At 69.0% G+C, this 13560-nt stretch carries 15 protein-coding genes; 3 read left to right on the forward strand and 12 right to left on the reverse strand.

Translation table 11 applies throughout. The features are described from left to right. Nucleotides 1-83 precede the first annotated feature (83 nt). The 3 genes from OIE13_RS25545 to OIE13_RS25555 all read right to left on the reverse strand — a co-directional run bounded on the left by OIE13_RS25545 (nt 84) and on the right by OIE13_RS25555 (nt 2858). Complete coding sequence (locus tag OIE13_RS25545) at nt 84-1298, reverse strand: NADP-dependent isocitrate dehydrogenase (RefSeq protein WP_326635797.1); 1215 nt, start codon at nt 1296-1298, stop codon at nt 84-86. Between the two features lie 113 nt (nt 1299-1411). After that, a complete protein-coding gene (locus OIE13_RS25550) occupies nt 1412-1702 on the reverse strand; it encodes a DUF3017 domain-containing protein (protein WP_326635795.1) in 291 nt (96 codons plus the stop codon). Between the two features lie 34 nt (nt 1703-1736). Further along, entirely contained in the window at nt 1737-2858 is a 1122-nt protein-coding gene (locus OIE13_RS25555; RefSeq protein WP_326635793.1) for a citrate/2-methylcitrate synthase, read from the reverse strand. 181 nt (nt 2859-3039) lie between these two features. Between OIE13_RS25555 and OIE13_RS25560 the strand changes: the two genes are divergently transcribed. Further along, the gene (locus tag OIE13_RS25560) at nt 3040-3693 is read left to right on the forward strand and encodes an FHA domain-containing protein (protein ID WP_326635791.1); all 654 of its coding nucleotides are present in this window, start codon (nt 3040-3042) and stop codon (nt 3691-3693) included. Nucleotides 3694-4067: 374 nt separating this feature from the next. Here the strand turns inward: OIE13_RS25560 and OIE13_RS25565 are convergent, their stop codons facing one another. The 4 genes from OIE13_RS25565 to purN form a co-directional block, all read right to left on the reverse strand. Further along, nucleotides 4068-4928: a bifunctional methylenetetrahydrofolate dehydrogenase/methenyltetrahydrofolate cyclohydrolase gene (locus OIE13_RS25565; RefSeq protein ID WP_326635790.1), complete on the reverse strand. Its 861-nt coding sequence runs from the start codon at nt 4926-4928 to the stop codon at nt 4068-4070. A 13-nt stretch (nt 4929-4941) separates the two neighbouring features. Then, nucleotides 4942-5124, reverse strand: coding sequence for a hypothetical protein (locus tag OIE13_RS25570; RefSeq protein ID WP_326635788.1), 183 nt, complete (start codon nt 5122-5124; stop codon nt 4942-4944). Between the two features lie 162 nt (nt 5125-5286). After that, the gene (gene purH / locus OIE13_RS25575) at nt 5287-6831 is read right to left on the reverse strand and encodes a bifunctional phosphoribosylaminoimidazolecarboxamide formyltransferase/IMP cyclohydrolase (RefSeq protein WP_326635787.1); all 1545 of its coding nucleotides are present in this window, start codon (nt 6829-6831) and stop codon (nt 5287-5289) included. A 46-nt stretch (nt 6832-6877) separates the two neighbouring features. Then, complete coding sequence (gene purN, locus OIE13_RS25580; protein WP_326635785.1) at nt 6878-7498, reverse strand: phosphoribosylglycinamide formyltransferase; 621 nt, start codon at nt 7496-7498, stop codon at nt 6878-6880. Between the two features lie 79 nt (nt 7499-7577). Here purN and OIE13_RS25585 point away from each other — a divergent pair, with 79 nt between their 5' ends. Further along, nucleotides 7578-7988, forward strand: coding sequence for a hypothetical protein (locus OIE13_RS25585; protein ID WP_326635783.1), 411 nt, complete (start codon nt 7578-7580; stop codon nt 7986-7988). Between the two features lie 244 nt (nt 7989-8232). Here the strand turns inward: OIE13_RS25585 and OIE13_RS25590 are convergent, their stop codons facing one another. From OIE13_RS25590 to OIE13_RS25610, 5 genes are all read right to left on the reverse strand, one after another. Next, nucleotides 8233-9894, reverse strand: coding sequence for a cell division protein PerM (locus OIE13_RS25590; protein ID WP_326635781.1), 1662 nt, complete (start codon nt 9892-9894; stop codon nt 8233-8235). Between the two features lie 378 nt (nt 9895-10272). After that, entirely contained in the window at nt 10273-11148 is an 876-nt protein-coding gene (gene sucD / locus OIE13_RS25595) for a succinate--CoA ligase subunit alpha (protein ID WP_326635779.1), read from the reverse strand. Beyond that, a complete protein-coding gene (gene sucC / locus OIE13_RS25600; protein ID WP_326635777.1) occupies nt 11148-12329 on the reverse strand; it encodes an ADP-forming succinate--CoA ligase subunit beta in 1182 nt (393 codons plus the stop codon). The genes sucD and sucC overlap by 1 nt, the downstream gene beginning before the upstream one ends. A gap of 210 nt (nt 12330-12539) precedes the next feature. Beyond that, nucleotides 12540-12947, reverse strand: coding sequence for a cobalamin B12-binding domain-containing protein (locus tag OIE13_RS25605; protein WP_326635776.1), 408 nt, complete (start codon nt 12945-12947; stop codon nt 12540-12542). Between the two features lie 150 nt (nt 12948-13097). Continuing rightward, nucleotides 13098-13268: a hypothetical protein gene (locus tag OIE13_RS25610; protein WP_326635775.1), complete on the reverse strand. Its 171-nt coding sequence runs from the start codon at nt 13266-13268 to the stop codon at nt 13098-13100. A 4-nt stretch (nt 13269-13272) separates the two neighbouring features. Between OIE13_RS25610 and OIE13_RS25615 the strand changes: the two genes are divergently transcribed. After that, the gene (locus OIE13_RS25615) at nt 13273-13398 is read left to right on the forward strand and encodes a hypothetical protein (protein ID WP_326635773.1); all 126 of its coding nucleotides are present in this window, start codon (nt 13273-13275) and stop codon (nt 13396-13398) included. Nucleotides 13399-13560 lie beyond the last annotated feature (162 nt).

Here is a 13560-nt window from a genome sequence, read left to right on the forward strand (position 1 = left end):
TACGGCGAGAGCACGGGAGAACGCGGAAAAGGGCCGCCGTGGGGCGGCCCTCTCCTTGCTGCCGGGGGTTGACCGGATACCGGTCAGGCCATCTTCTTCTTCAGGTTCTCGTCCAGCGCCGCCAGGAAGTCCTGGGTGGTCAGCCACTTGGCGTCGCCGCCGACCAGCAGGGCGAGGTCCTTGGTCATCTGACCGCCCTCGACGGTCTCGACGCAGACCTGCTCCAGCTTGTCCGCGAAGTCGATCACTGCGGGGGTGTTGTCGAGCTTGCCGCGGTGCTGAAGGCCCCGGGTCCACGCGAAGATCGAGGCGATCGGGTTCGTGGAGGTGGGGTTGCCCTTCTGGTGCTCACGGTAGTGACGGGTCACCGTGCCGTGGGCGGCCTCGGCCTCGACGGTCCGGCCGTCGGGGGTGAGCAGGACCGAGGTCATCAGCCCGAGCGAGCCGAAGCCCTGGGCGACGGTGTCGGACTGGACGTCGCCGTCGTAGTTCTTGGCGGCCCAGACGTATCCGCCCTCCCACTTGAGCGCCGCGGCGACCATGTCGTCGATCAGGCGGTGCTCGTAGGTGATGCCCGCCTTCTTGAAGTCAGCCTCGAATTCCTCTTCGAAGACCTCGGCGAAGATGTCCTTGAAGCGGCCGTCGTAGGCCTTCAGGATCGTGTTCTTCGTGGAGAGGTAGACCGGGTAACCGCGCGACAGGCCGTACCGCATGGAGGCGCGGGCGAAGTCGCGGATCGAGTCGTCCAGGTTGTACATCGCCATCGCGATGCCGGGGCCGGGGAAGTCGTAGACGTCGAGCTCGATCGGCTCCGAGCCGTCCTTGGGCGTGTAGGTGAGGGTCAGGGTACCCTCGCCGGGGATCTTCAGGTCGGTGGCGCGGTACTGGTCGCCGAACGCGTGACGACCGATGATGATCGGCTTGGTCCAGCCGGGGACGAGCCTCGGCACGTTGGACATGATGATCGGCTCGCGGAAGATGACGCCGCCGAGGATGTTACGGATGGTCCCGTTCGGGGACTTCCACATCTTCTTGAGGCCGAACTCCTCGACCCGAGCCTCGTCAGGGGTGATCGTGGCGCACTTGACGCCGACGCCGTACTGCTTGATCGCGTTGGCGGCGTCGATCGTCACCTGGTCGTCGGTGGCGTCACGGTGCTCGATCCCGAGGTCGTAGTACTTCAGGTCGACGTCGAGGTAGGGAAGGATCAACTGGTCCTTGATGAACTGCCAGATGATCCGGGTCATCTCGTCGCCGTCAAGCTCGACGACGGGGCCCTCTACCTTGATCTTGGGCATGCGTGTGGTTCCCCTTCTGAACTAAATTGGCCAGACAGTCCTTTTTGAGGCTCACTGGCCGTTGAGGCTATCGGACGGGGCCGGCCGCCTTGCGGCGTACCCGTTCCTCCGACCTATCGCATCGGCATGAGAGCCGGAAACTCGAGGATCAGCCCGCCCGCCATCAGGGCGATTCCGAGGACGGCGAGGGTGAGGGCGTCCGTGGCCTTGCGGCGCACGGCGAGCCGCCCACCTCCGGCCAGCCGGGCCAGCGCCCCCAGCGTCATGACGGCGCCGAGGGCGAAACCGCCCCATTCGGGCATGTCCAGCAGCACGGCGAAGACCATTGCGGCGGCCGCACCGGCCACCACCAGCGGATACGGCCCCCAACGCTCCTCGCTCGCGTTCACCGCTCGCGCGTTCATCGGCCCACCCCCCGCTCTCGCATCTGATTCCGGCTCATCGCTCGGCGATCGGCTTCCACTTCTGGTCCCGCTCGCCGATGTACTCGCTGTCCGGGCGGATCAGCCGGTTGTCGGCGTGCTGCTCGATGACGTGCGCGGTCCATCCTGACATGCGGCTGACCGAGAAGACCGGGGTGAACAGGTCCGTCGGGATGCCGAGGTAGTGGTAGACGGTCGCCGCGTAGAAGTCGACGTTCGGATAGAGGCCCTTGGTCTCGAAGACGACCTCCTCCATCTCCTTCGACATCCGGTAGTACGTGTCGTCACCGGAGGCCTCGCCGAGCTCCCGCGACATCTGGCGCAGGTGCGTGGCGCGCGGGTCCTCGGTCTTGTAGACGCGGTGCCCGAAGCCCATGATCTTCTCGCCCGCGGCGAGCCTGTCGCGTACCGACTGGGCGACGGTGCCCGCGTCGAGCGACTCCAGGGTGCGCATGACCTGCTCGTTGGCGCCGCCGTGCAAGGGCCCCTTGAGAGTGCCGATGGCCGCCACGATGGCCGAGTGCATGTCGGACAGGGTCGCGGCGCAGACACGGGCGGCGAACGTGGAGGCGTTCATCGTGTGGTCGGCGTGCAGGACCAGGCAGGTGTCGAAGATCTCGACCTCGCGCTCACCGGGGGTACGGCCGGTGATCTGGAGGAGGAAGTTCGCCGCCACGCTCAGCTCGGGGTCCGGGTCGGGGATGACGGCACCGGTCCTGGCCGCGTGGTAGCGGGCGACGAGGATCGGCTGCTGCGCGGTCAGCCTGGCGGCCTTGCGCAGGTTCGCCTCGGGGTCGTTGGAGTCCTTGTCCGGATCATCACCTCCGGCCAGCGAGACCAGTGTGCGCAACGCCTCCATCGGGGCCTGCTTCTCCGCGATCTCCGGGATGTTGGCCTCGACGAGTCTGCCGAGCGTACGTCCTCGAACCAGCTCCTCCTCGTACGCCGACAGCTGTTCCCCTGTGGGGAGTGCGCCGTACTGCAGAAGGTGGGCGATCTCTTCGAAGGTGGTGCGGTCGGCCAGATCGTGGATGTCGTAGCCACGATAGAAGAGGCGACCGGCCTGACCGTCGATGTCACTGAGCGCTGTGGACGCGGCTACGACATCGGCGAGGCCTTTGGTGGGCTTGTCCGCCATGAGTGTTTCCTCCGCTTATCTGTGCCCGAAGTCTACCTGTGAGCAGCGGAAACCCTCCCAAGAGGTCCAGGCCAATTTCAGGAATGATTCTCTTTCTGGCAAAGGCGATTCCCCATCACCTCGTTTGGGTAAGCCGGAGCTGTAGGAATAGTTACGGCGGGCTACCTGGGGAGGAACTGCCGTGGAGGGGCCGTTCATACGCATCGAGGACACCGGCGAGGTGGTCCCGTTGCGCCCCGAGATCACGACGATCGGACGTGGCCGTGGAGTGGACATCCGGCTGACCGATCCGAGTGTGTCCCGGCTACACGCGGAATTCGTCCGGCGCGGCCCCTACCTGTATGTCGTTGACCTGGGCCTGTCCCGCAACGGCACCCGGGTCAACGGCCGGCCGATCGCCCGGAGGGTGCTTGATGACGGTGACGTGGTGTCCTTCGGCGCGGCACGAGGCAGGATCGGCGGGGTGCCGCGCGAGGACTTCGCCCCGGAGGTCGAGCTCCGCCGCGCCGCGGCACCGGAGCTGACCAGGCGGGAGGTGGACGTCCTGACATCGCTCTGCCGTCCGGCGCTGTCGGACGAGGCGTTCGTCGCACCGGCCACGGCCAGGGAGATCGCCGACGACCTGGTGGTGACGGAGGCGGCTGTCAAGCAGCACCTTCTGCGTCTCTACCAGAAGTTCCGGATCCCGGAGGGGACCAACCGGCGCACCAGGCTGGCGAACGAGGTCGTCGCCCTGGGGCTGGTGAGGCCCACCCCCGTGGTGCCGCCGCAGCGCGCGACCGGCGCCGCGGAGTCCCAGACGGCGGCCACCGCCGCGAACCGCAGGGCGTCGTAGTCGGGCCGCCCGGGAGACCGAACCACCCGAGGAGCCGGTCCCTCCCCAGGGACCGGCTTGCTCGGTGAGATCGGTCTGCCCCGCGAAGCCGGCCCTGTTGGATCGGCCCTGTTAGATCGGCCCTGTTGGATCGACCCCGCCAGACCGGCTCTGTGAGATCGGCTCTGTGAGATCGGCTCTGTGAGATCGGCTCTGTGAGATCGGCTCTGTGAGATCGGCTCTGTGAGATCGGCTCTGTGAGATCGGCTCTGTGAGATCGGCTCTGTGAGATCGGCTCTGTGAGATCGGCTCTGTGAGATCGGCTCTGTGAGATCGGCTCTGTGAGATCGGCTCTGTGAGATCGGCCCGCACGCGGGGCCGGCCTGCCGGCGGGGTCAGCCCCGCTCGCGAGCGCGCCTCTCCGCGGCCTCGACCACGTTGGTGAGCAGCATGGCCCGGGTCATCGGGCCCACACCGCCGGGGTTGGGGGTGAGGAAGCCCGCGACGTCTCCGACGCCGGGGGCGACGTCACCGGCGATCTTCCCGTCGACCCGGGAGACACCGACGTCGAGCACGGCGGCACCTGGTTTCACCATGTCCGCGGTGATCAGATGTGGCACCCCGGCCGCGGCGACGACGATGTCGGCGCGCCGGGTGTGGGCCGCCAGGTCCGAGGTGCCGGTGTGGCAGAGGGTGACCGTGGCGTTCTCCGAGCGGCGGGTCAGCAGCAGGCCGAGCGAGCGGCCCACGGTGATGCCGCGGCCGACCACGACGACCTCCGCCCCCTTGAGCGGCACCCCGTACTCCTGCAGGAGCACGACGATGCCGTACGGCGTGCAGGGCAGCGGCGCGTCGACCATGTGGACCAGACGACCCAGGTTGGCCGGGTGGAGGCCGTCGGCGTCCTTCGCCGGGTCCATCCGCTCGATCAGCGCCTGCGTGTCGAGGTGACGGGGCAGCGGAAGCTGGACGATGTAGCCGGTGCACTCGTTGGAGGCGTTGAGCTCGTCGATGACCGTCTCGACCTCGGCCTGGGTGGCGTTCTCCGGCAGGTCCCTGCGGATGGAGGAGATGCCGACCTCCGCGCAGTCGCGGTGCTTGCCCGCGACGTAGATCTGGCTGCCCGGGTCGTCTCCCACCAGAACCGTGCCGAGTCCGGGGACGATGCCCCGCTCCCGCAGCGCGGTCACCCGCGCCGTGAGGTCTGCCTTGATCTTTGCCGCCGTGGCCTTGCCGTCGAGAATACGCGCACTCATGATGCCAACCCTCTCACGAGGACGAACCGCGCTCCGCTTCCTTACGCTCGATGATCCTGCGGGTGAAGGGGATCCACTCCATGGCCCGCCCGCCGAGGTAGGCCGCGCCGAGCGCGACGATGATCATCATCAGTGGGCTGCCCCAGAAATCCTGCATGATCACGAAGGCGTGCAGGGCGTGGTCGAGCAGTGGCATGAGGGGTCTCCGCGGCAGGAAGGAAAGGGACGCTTCAGACTAACCGCAGGTCAAACCTTTTTCACCCAGGTAATCCTGTCTAATTGGCCACTCTCCTATCTCCCGTGTACGGCTGCCACACCTGTGCGGCAGCCGTACGGAGAGGACGGCCGACAGGGGAGATCAGTGGAAGAAGTGACGGGTGCCGGTGAAGTAGAGGGTCACTCCCGCGGCCTCGGCCGCGGCGATGACCTCCTCGTCCCTGATCGAGCCGCCCGGCTCCACGACCGCCTTCACTCCCGCGTCGATGAGGATCTGCAGGCCGTCGGCGAAGGGGAAGAACGCGTCGGAGGCCGCCACGGCCCCCTGGACGCGCTCGCCCGCCCGGGAGACCGCGAGCCGCGCCGAGTCGACCCGGTTGACCTGGCCCATGCCGACGCCCACGCTCGCGCCGTCCGCGGCCAGCAGGATCGCGTTGGACTTCACCGAACGGCACGCCCGCCAGGCGAAGGCCAGATCCGCGAGGACCTCGGCGGAGGCGGCGGCCCCCGCCTTCAGCTCCCAGGTGGACGGGTCGTCGCCCGGGGCGTCGACCCGGTCGGCGTTCTGCACCAGCAGACCGCCGTCGATCCGGCGGAACTCCAGCGGGTTGGACGGCCCCCGCGGGCAGGCCAGCAGCCGGATGTTCTTCTTACCGGTGAGCTGCGCCAGTGCCTCGGCCGTGTAGGAGGGAGCCACCACAACCTCGGTGAACACCTCGGCGATCTGGCGGGCCAGCTCCTCGGTCACCTCCGCGTTGACCGCGATCACGCCGCCGTACGCGGAGACGGGGTCGCAGGCGTGTGCCTTGCGGTGCGCCTCGGCGACGTCGGCGCCGACCGCGATGCCGCACGGGTTCTGGTGCTTGATGATCGCCACGGCGGGCCCGTCGAAGTCCCACGCCGCCCGCCAGGCGGCGTCGGCGTCCAGGTAGTTGTTGTAGGACATCTCCTTGCCGTGCAGCTGCTCGGCGTCCGCCAGGCCGGCTTTCCCGCTCGAGTACAGGGCCGCGCCCTGGTGCGGGTTCTCGCCATAGCGCAGCGGCGACTTGAGCTCCCAGGCCGCGCCCAGGTAGCGCGGCCACACGCCCTCCTCCGCGGCGTAGACGTCCGCGAACCAGGTGGCCACCGCGGTGTCGTAGGAGGCGGTGTGCGCGTACGCGGCGGCGGCCAGGCGGCGGCGCTCGGTGAGGGTGAAGCCGCCCTCGGCGACCGCGGCGAGCACGTCGCCGTAGGAGGCCGGGTCGACCACGACCGCGGCGGTGCTGTGGTTCTTGGCCCCGGCCCGGATCATCGCGGGACCGCCGATGTCGATCTGCTCCACGCACTCGGCGTCGGAGGCACCGGAGGCCACGGTCTCCTGGAACGGGTAGAGGTTGACCACCACCAGCTCGAACGGCTCGATCTCCAGCTCTTCGAGCTGCTTGACGTGGGAGGGGTTGCCGCCGTCGGCCAGCAGGCCGGCGTGCACGCGCGGGTGCAGGGTCTTGACCCGGCCGTCGAGGCACTCGGGGAAGCCGGTAAGCGACTCGACGGGAGTGACGGGGACGCCGAAAGAGGTGATCTTCGCGGCGGTGCCCCCGGTGGAGACGATCTCCACCCCCGCGGCGTCGAGCCCACGGGCCAACTCCTCCAGCCCGCTCTTGTCATACACCGCGATCAACGCGCGCCGGATGGCGATGCGGGTCACTTCGTGCTCCTCCTGGTTGGTTCCGGTTTTCTCCGGGGCGCCCGGCTCATTCGCCGGGTCGTCCGAATCGAACAGTCCTGCCGGTGACGGTCCAGCCCTCGCGGGCCATCCGGCCGACGGTGTCCACGAGCAGGTGACGCTCGACGGACTTGATGCGCTCGTGCAGTGCCGCCTCGTCGTCGCCGTCCAGCACGGGCACGGCCTCCTGGGCGATGATCGGCCCGGTGTCGACCCCCGCGTCGGCGAGCATCACGGTGCAGCCGGTGACGCGCACACCGTACGAGAGCGCGTCGCGGACACCGTGCGCGCCCGGGAACGAGGGCAGCAGAGCGGGATGGGTGTTGAGGACCGGGAACGCCTCCAGCGTCGGCTTGCCGAGGATCTTCATGAACCCCGCGCAGACCACGAGGTCCGGCCGGTACTCCGCGATGCGGGCGGCGAACGCCCGATCCCACTCCTCACGGCTGGGATGGTCGGACACCCTCTCCACGAAGGTCGGCACTCCCGCACGCTGCGCGCGGGCCAGCCCTTCGACACCGTCGCGATCGGCACCCACCGCCACCACGCCGGCACCGTAGGTCTCGTCTGCCACAGCGTCCAAAAGGGCCTGTAGGTTGGTCCCAGAACCGGACACGAGGACCACAAGCCGAACGGCCTGGGATGACACCGACGCACTCCATTCGGACGGGGACTCACGCCGCTGCAAGGGTATCGGCCTGTCCGCACGAACGATGCAAGGAGGTCAGGTGACACTACCGGTCCAGGTGCGGTCCACCGAGAGCGCCGGTCGAAGGGCGCTGTGGCTCACGGTCACCGCGGTGGTGATGACGTTGGTACTCCCCCTCGCGGGACTCGTCATGGCGATTTTCGCCCTTGTCACCTCAGTTCGCGCCATCCGGACACTGCGTTCCATCCCCAAACCCGCCGGCACCGCCGTGGCGGGCGTCGTGCTGTCGGTCGGCGCTCTGCTGGTGTCGACCTCGGTGACGGCCATGCAGTTCTACTTCGGTGCCGAGCTGACCACCTACACCGAGTGCGGTAAGGGAGCGGGCACCGTCTCGGCGCAGAACGAGTGCGTGGAGCGGCTTGAGCGGGCCATGGAGAAGAAGATGCCCTTCGTCCAGCCCGGCCAGCTGCAGTTCCCCTTCCCTCCCTGAGCGGATGAGGAGGGCTCACCAGGCCTGATCGAGGCGCCTGGGGCGGGGCGGCCGGGCGCGTGATCCGCGACGGCGCTCAGTCCACGGCCCCAGGCGTAGGTCACGCCCCCAGGCATAGGGGGTCACGGTCCCAGGCGTATCAGTCACGGCCCCAGGCGTATCAGTCACGGCCCCAGGCGTATCAGTCGCGGTCCCAGGCGTATCGGTCACGGTCCCAGGCGTATCGGTCACGGCCCCAGGCGTATCAGTCGCGGTCCCAGGCGTAGGGGTCAACGTAGATCACATGGCCGCCCTTGTCGTCGGTCTCGTCGACGATGTCGCGCCGGGGCGGGCGCGGCGGCTCCGGACGGCCGGCCTTCGGCGAGCTCTCCGCGGCGGCCGAGGCGTGCTCGTCCTCCCAGTCGTCCCTGATGACCGGGATCGGCTGGGTGTCGCATTCCGTGGCATCCAACCAGTAACCGGGGAGCTTGCGGAGCTCCTCCGACTCGGCGAAACCGACCTTGCTGGCCACCGAGCCGGCGGCCTTGGCAATCTTGACCCCGGCCTTGCGGACCGGCGCGGTGGCCGTACCGACCCTGGCCGCCGCCTTGGTGACCGCCGCGTTGTGCCCCCGGAAGATCAGCCACCAGTTGGCCAGCCCGGCGGCGATCCCCGCCGCGACACCCACCTCCAGCGTCACCGAGAGCATCACCTCCCACCCGGCCGGACCCACCTCGGACAGCCTCGCGCCGCCGAGCGAGCCGCCGGAGAGCGCCGCCAGCAGACCCGCCACCGCCCCGGTCGCCAGCCCGCAGACGAACCCCCACAGCGGTGCCCCCTCGTACGAGGGGGAGGGCGAGATCCGGACGACCAGGATGCCCGCCACCGCCCCGGCCAGGAAAGGCACCGCGATCACGACCATCACCCAGACGGGGGTCGGGCCCGCCTCCGGCAGCGCGCCCAGGATCGGCAGGCTGGGCACCGTGCCCAGTTGCACGCCCGTCGGCGCGACCAGCGTGCCGGTGCCGACCGCGAAACCGGGTCCCGCGATGTAGGCCATGCCCCAGATGACGGCGTTGAGCAGGTAGAGCCCCTGGATCAGCAGGAGCAGCAGACCGCCGACGAACCCCGGCGACAGGACCCCCGACAGCTCCCCGACCTGCCCGAAGTTGACCGCGACGGCCCCGAGAACTATGACGGCACCCGCCACAAGCATGATCACCAGTGCGGCGGACGTGCCGACCACCACCGAGCGCAGCCGCTCGGGCAGCAGGCGCAGCATCGATCGCCAGGGCCCGATCGTCCTGGCGACGGCCACGGAGCCCGCGATGAAGGCCAGCACCAGGTGGCTGACCAGCACTTCACCGAGGAATGGCTGGGTGATCTCGTTCCTGGCGACCAGCGCGATGATCCCGGCCAGCAACGCGTACGGTGCCGCCAGTGAGATTCCCGCCTGGGCGATCAGGATCAGCTGTGCCCTGCGGCGGGCGTTGGACACCTGCCTGGGGGTGTTCTTGGGCAGCCGGGCGGGCAGCCGGAGCCGCAGGTCCGCGTCCCTGGCCATCCATATCCCGGCACGGTAGAGCAGGAAGGCGGGCAGGACCGCCAGTCCGAGCGGGAGCAGGCCCACCGAGCCGCCGGGGATCGCGAAGCCCGCGTGGTGCGCGGCCAGCCAGAGCTGCGAGGCCGTGCGGAACACCGCGGGCAGTCCCGAGCCGAGCGCGCCGCGCGGTGCGGCGATCCAGCCGACCAGGGTGAGCGTGGTGAGCACCGCCAGCCCCACGCCGAGCGTCCAGGCGGCCGCGAGCATCCCGGAGACGGGAAGCGGCCGGCGGACGTCGTCGTCGTCACCCGTGAGGCCGGGCAGGGGGATACGGCTGAGGACGTTACGGGGAGCCGTCCGGAGCTGATCGAAGAGGGCCGTCACAGTAGTCGATGGTCTCAGGATCTTCGGTGCGGAAGAGACTTCCGCGCCCCGCGTGTCGCGGACGGCGTGACAGAAGCGGCCTGTGGTATCCGGGCGACACCGGCCCCCGAGACCCCGCACACCGCGTTCGGTCTTCCTCGCGCCGTCCCGACAGTGCCGATACGGGGAGTCGGCAGGACATCGGTGACATCCGGGACGACCGTACTCCGAGACCCCGGACGGCGAAGGGCGCCCGGCGGAATGCCGGGCGCCCTCGGTCGTACTCGACGCGGCCTCGACGTGGCGGAATCCGCGCGAGGTGCCGGCGACGGGAGTGCCGCCGGATCGCGCGGCACCGTGCCGCGTTCGCCCACCCGGGACTCGCGTCCCGGACCCTCGCTAGAGGGACTCGATGACCTCGCGCATCAGACGGGCGGTCTCGCTCGGGGTCTTGCCGACGCGAACGCCGACCTTCTCCAGGGCGTCCTTCTTGCCCTGGGCGGTACCGGCCGAACCGGACACGATCGCGCCCGCGTGCCCCATGGTCTTGCCCTCGGGGGCGGTGAAGCCCGCCACGTAGGCGACGACCGGCTTGGTGACGTGCTGCTCGATGTAGGCGGCCGCGCGCTCCTCGGCGTCGCCGCCGATCTCACCGATCATCACGATCGCGTCGGTGCCCGGGTCGTCCTGGAACGCCTGCAGCGCGTCGATGTGGGTGGTGCCGATGACCGGGTCGCCACCGATGCCCACCGCGGTGGAGAAACCGATGTCACGCAGCTCGTACATGAGCTGGTAGGTCAGCGTGCCCGACTTCGAGACCAGGCCGATGCGGCCTGCGCTGGTGATGTCGGCCGGGATGATGCCCGCGTTGGAGGCGCCGGGCGAGGCGATGCCGGGGCAGTTCGGCCCGATGATGCGGGTCTTGCCGCCCTTGGCGATCGCGTAGGCCCAGAACTCGGTGGTGTCGTGGATCGGGACACCCTCGGTGATGACCACGCAGAGCGGGATCTCGGCGTCGATGGCCTCCTTGACGGCGTCCTTGGTGAACGCCGGGGGCACGAAGACGACCGACACGTCGGCGCCGGTCTCCTTCATGGCCTCGGCGACGGTACCGAAGACGGGCAGGCCCTCGTGGACGGTGCCGGCCTTGCGGGCGTTGACGCCGCCGACGACACGGGCACCGGAGGCGAGCATGCGGCGGGTGTGCTTGGTACCCTCACCGCCGGTCATGCCCTGAACGATGATCTTGCTGTTCTCGGTCAGCCAGATGGCCATTACGCACCTACCGCTGCGAGCTCGGCGGCACGCTTGGCCGCATCGTCCATGGTGTCCACCAGTTCGACGCCGGACAGCTTGGCGTCGGAGAGAATCTGACGCCCGAGTTCGGCGTTGTTACCGTCCAGCCGGACGACCAGCGGGCGGCTCACGCTCTCGCCGCGGGACTCCAGCAGCTGGAAGGCCGAGACGATGCCGTTGGCGACCTCGTCACAGGCGGTGATGCCGCCGAAGACGTTGACAAAGATCGACTTCACCGCGGGGTCGGAGATGATGATCTCCAGGCCGGCCGCCATCACCTCGGCCGAGGCGCCGCCGCCGATGTCGAGGAAGTTGGCGGGCTTGGGCCGGCCGACGAAGGACTCGCCCGCGTAGGCGACGACATCCAGGGTCGACATGACCAGACCCGCGCCGTTGCCGATGATGCCGACAGAGCCGTCGAGCTTGACGTAGTTGAGGTCCTTGGCCTTGGCCGCGGCCTCCAGCGGGTCCTCGGCGGCCTTGTCCTCGAAGGCCGCGTGGTCCGCCTGGCGGAAGGACGCGTTGTCGTCGAGGGTGACCTTGCCGTCGAGGGCCTTCACCTGACCGTCCGCGGACAGGATCATCGGGTTGACCTCGACGAGCGAGGCGTCCTCGTCGACGAAGGCGCACCAGAGCTTCTCGATGAGGTCGGCGGCGCCGTCGAGCGCCACCTCCGGCAGGCCGCCTGCCTGGGCGATCTCGCGGGCCCTGGCCCGGTCGACACCGTCCAGAGGGGAGATCGGAACCTGCGCGACCTTCTCGGGATTGGTGTGCGCGACCTCTTCGATCTCCATGCCGCCCGCGGCGGAGCAGATGGCGAGGAACGTGCGGTTCGCGCGGTCGAGCAGGAAGGAGAAGTAGTACTCCTCCGCGATCGCGCTGGCCTCCTCGATCAGGACCTTGTGGACCGTGTGGCCCTTGATGTCCATGCCGAGGATGTTGGTGGCCTTGCCTGCGGCGTCGGCGGCGTCGTCCGCCACCTTCACGCCGCCGGCCTTACCTCGGCCACCGGTCTTGACCTGGGCCTTGACGACGACACGGCCGGTCAGCTGCTCGGCTGCCGCCCGTGCCTCCTCCACGGTGTGCGCGACAATGCCGCGCGGCACCGGGATGCCGTACTCCGCGAAGAGCTCCTTCGCCTGATGTTCGAACAGGTCCACGAGGGTCCGTCCTTGCTTGTCCGGCTGGTGTATAGATGTGAGTGGGCCGGCTCCACAATCCAAGGGGGAGCTCGGCGGTTTTGCGCCAATGAAGCGTAGCCCGCCTTATGGCATGGCCAGGTAACCGGGTCCCAGATCACGCATCCCGAATGTTGTTCGCCACCATGACCGGACGTTGCCGGCACCTGTCGTCGGGCCGGTCAGACCCCGTCAGGCCGGCGAGGGGATCGCACTCCGCACCCAGTCGACGATCTCCTGGGTGGTGGCCCCCGGGGTGAAGATCCGCGCGACGCCCATCTCCTGGAGCGCGGGCATGTCGGCCTCGGGGATGATCCCGCCGCCGAACACCACGATGTCGCTCGCGTCGTTCTCCTCCAGCAACTCCAGCACCCTGGCGAAGAGCGTCATGTGCGCGCCGGACAGGATGGACAGCCCGATCGCCGCGGCGTCCTCCTGGATCGCGGTGCGCACCACCTGCTCCGGCGTCTGGTGCAGGCCCGTGTAGACGACCTCCATCCCGGCGTCCCGCAGCGCCCTCGCCACGATCTTCACCCCCCGGTCATGGCCGTCCAGCCCCGGCTTGGCGATGACGACGCGGATCCTCGGCACGGCGTCCATCCAGACCTCCCCATCCGCGCTCTCCTCGCAACGTGAACTCTGTCGGCAGCGTAACCGGCCTCCATCTCGCCGAAGCGTTCCCGCCGCCGCGATTCTCAGCCCCTCGGAGCTGCGCTCGGGCACGTTCGGCGCCGTGACGCTGCGCGCGCTCTAGGATGCCTCCCCCTCGCTCCGCGACAGGCCGGCCGGGCCACCCAAGGGCAGGAGCGCCAGGATCCCGGTCGGCTTCAGGCTCTGGCTGGACCGCTCGAACCTGGTCCGCAGGCTGAGCACCACCTGGCGGCAGCCGCTCAGCGGCAATCCCGGGAGGTACACGAGCACGGTCGTGGACACCCGCTACACCGGCTGGGGCTCGTCTGTCACCCTCGTTCCGCCGCCTCCCGAGGACACCGCCGACGCCGGCCGGGTCGGCGCCGTTTTCCCCGGGCCGACGGTCCTGCCGATCGGCTGAATCGCGAAAAAACAAATCTGACGGTCCGTGATTGGCCGGAGATAAAATATCCGCACCGACATGCCCGGCGGCCTTCCGACGCCCGAGGAGACGTCTCTGCATGAAATATGCACGTTTAATTCAAGGCAATCCTCCAAATGCGCTACCCTTTCGTGATCTTGC

Source organism: Streptosporangium sp. NBC_01810 (assembly GCF_035917355.1).
In the GTDB taxonomy this organism is placed as follows: Bacteria; Actinomycetota; Actinomycetes; order Streptosporangiales; family Streptosporangiaceae; genus Streptosporangium.

Coding starts and splice junctions, on each gene's coding strand:
- OIE13_RS25550 (WP_326635795.1), bottom strand. CDS start 1,702: ATGAACGCGCGAGCGGTGAACGCGAGCGAGGAGCGTTGGGGGCCGTAT.
- OIE13_RS25565 (WP_326635790.1), bottom strand. CDS start 4,928: ATGAGTGCGCGTATTCTCGACGGCAAGGCCACGGCGGCAAAGATCAAG.
- sucD (WP_326635779.1), bottom strand. CDS start 11,148: ATGGCCATCTGGCTGACCGAGAACAGCAAGATCATCGTTCAGGGCATG.
- OIE13_RS25570 (WP_326635788.1), bottom strand. CDS start 5,124: ATGCCACTGCTCGACCACGCCCTGCACGCCTTCGTGATCATGCAGGAT.
- OIE13_RS25605 (WP_326635776.1), bottom strand. CDS start 12,947: ATGGACGCCGTGCCGAGGATCCGCGTCGTCATCGCCAAGCCGGGGCTG.
- OIE13_RS25545 (WP_326635797.1), bottom strand. CDS start 1,298: ATGCCCAAGATCAAGGTAGAGGGCCCCGTCGTCGAGCTTGACGGCGAC.
- OIE13_RS25555 (WP_326635793.1), bottom strand. CDS start 2,858: ATGGCGGACAAGCCCACCAAAGGCCTCGCCGATGTCGTAGCCGCGTCC.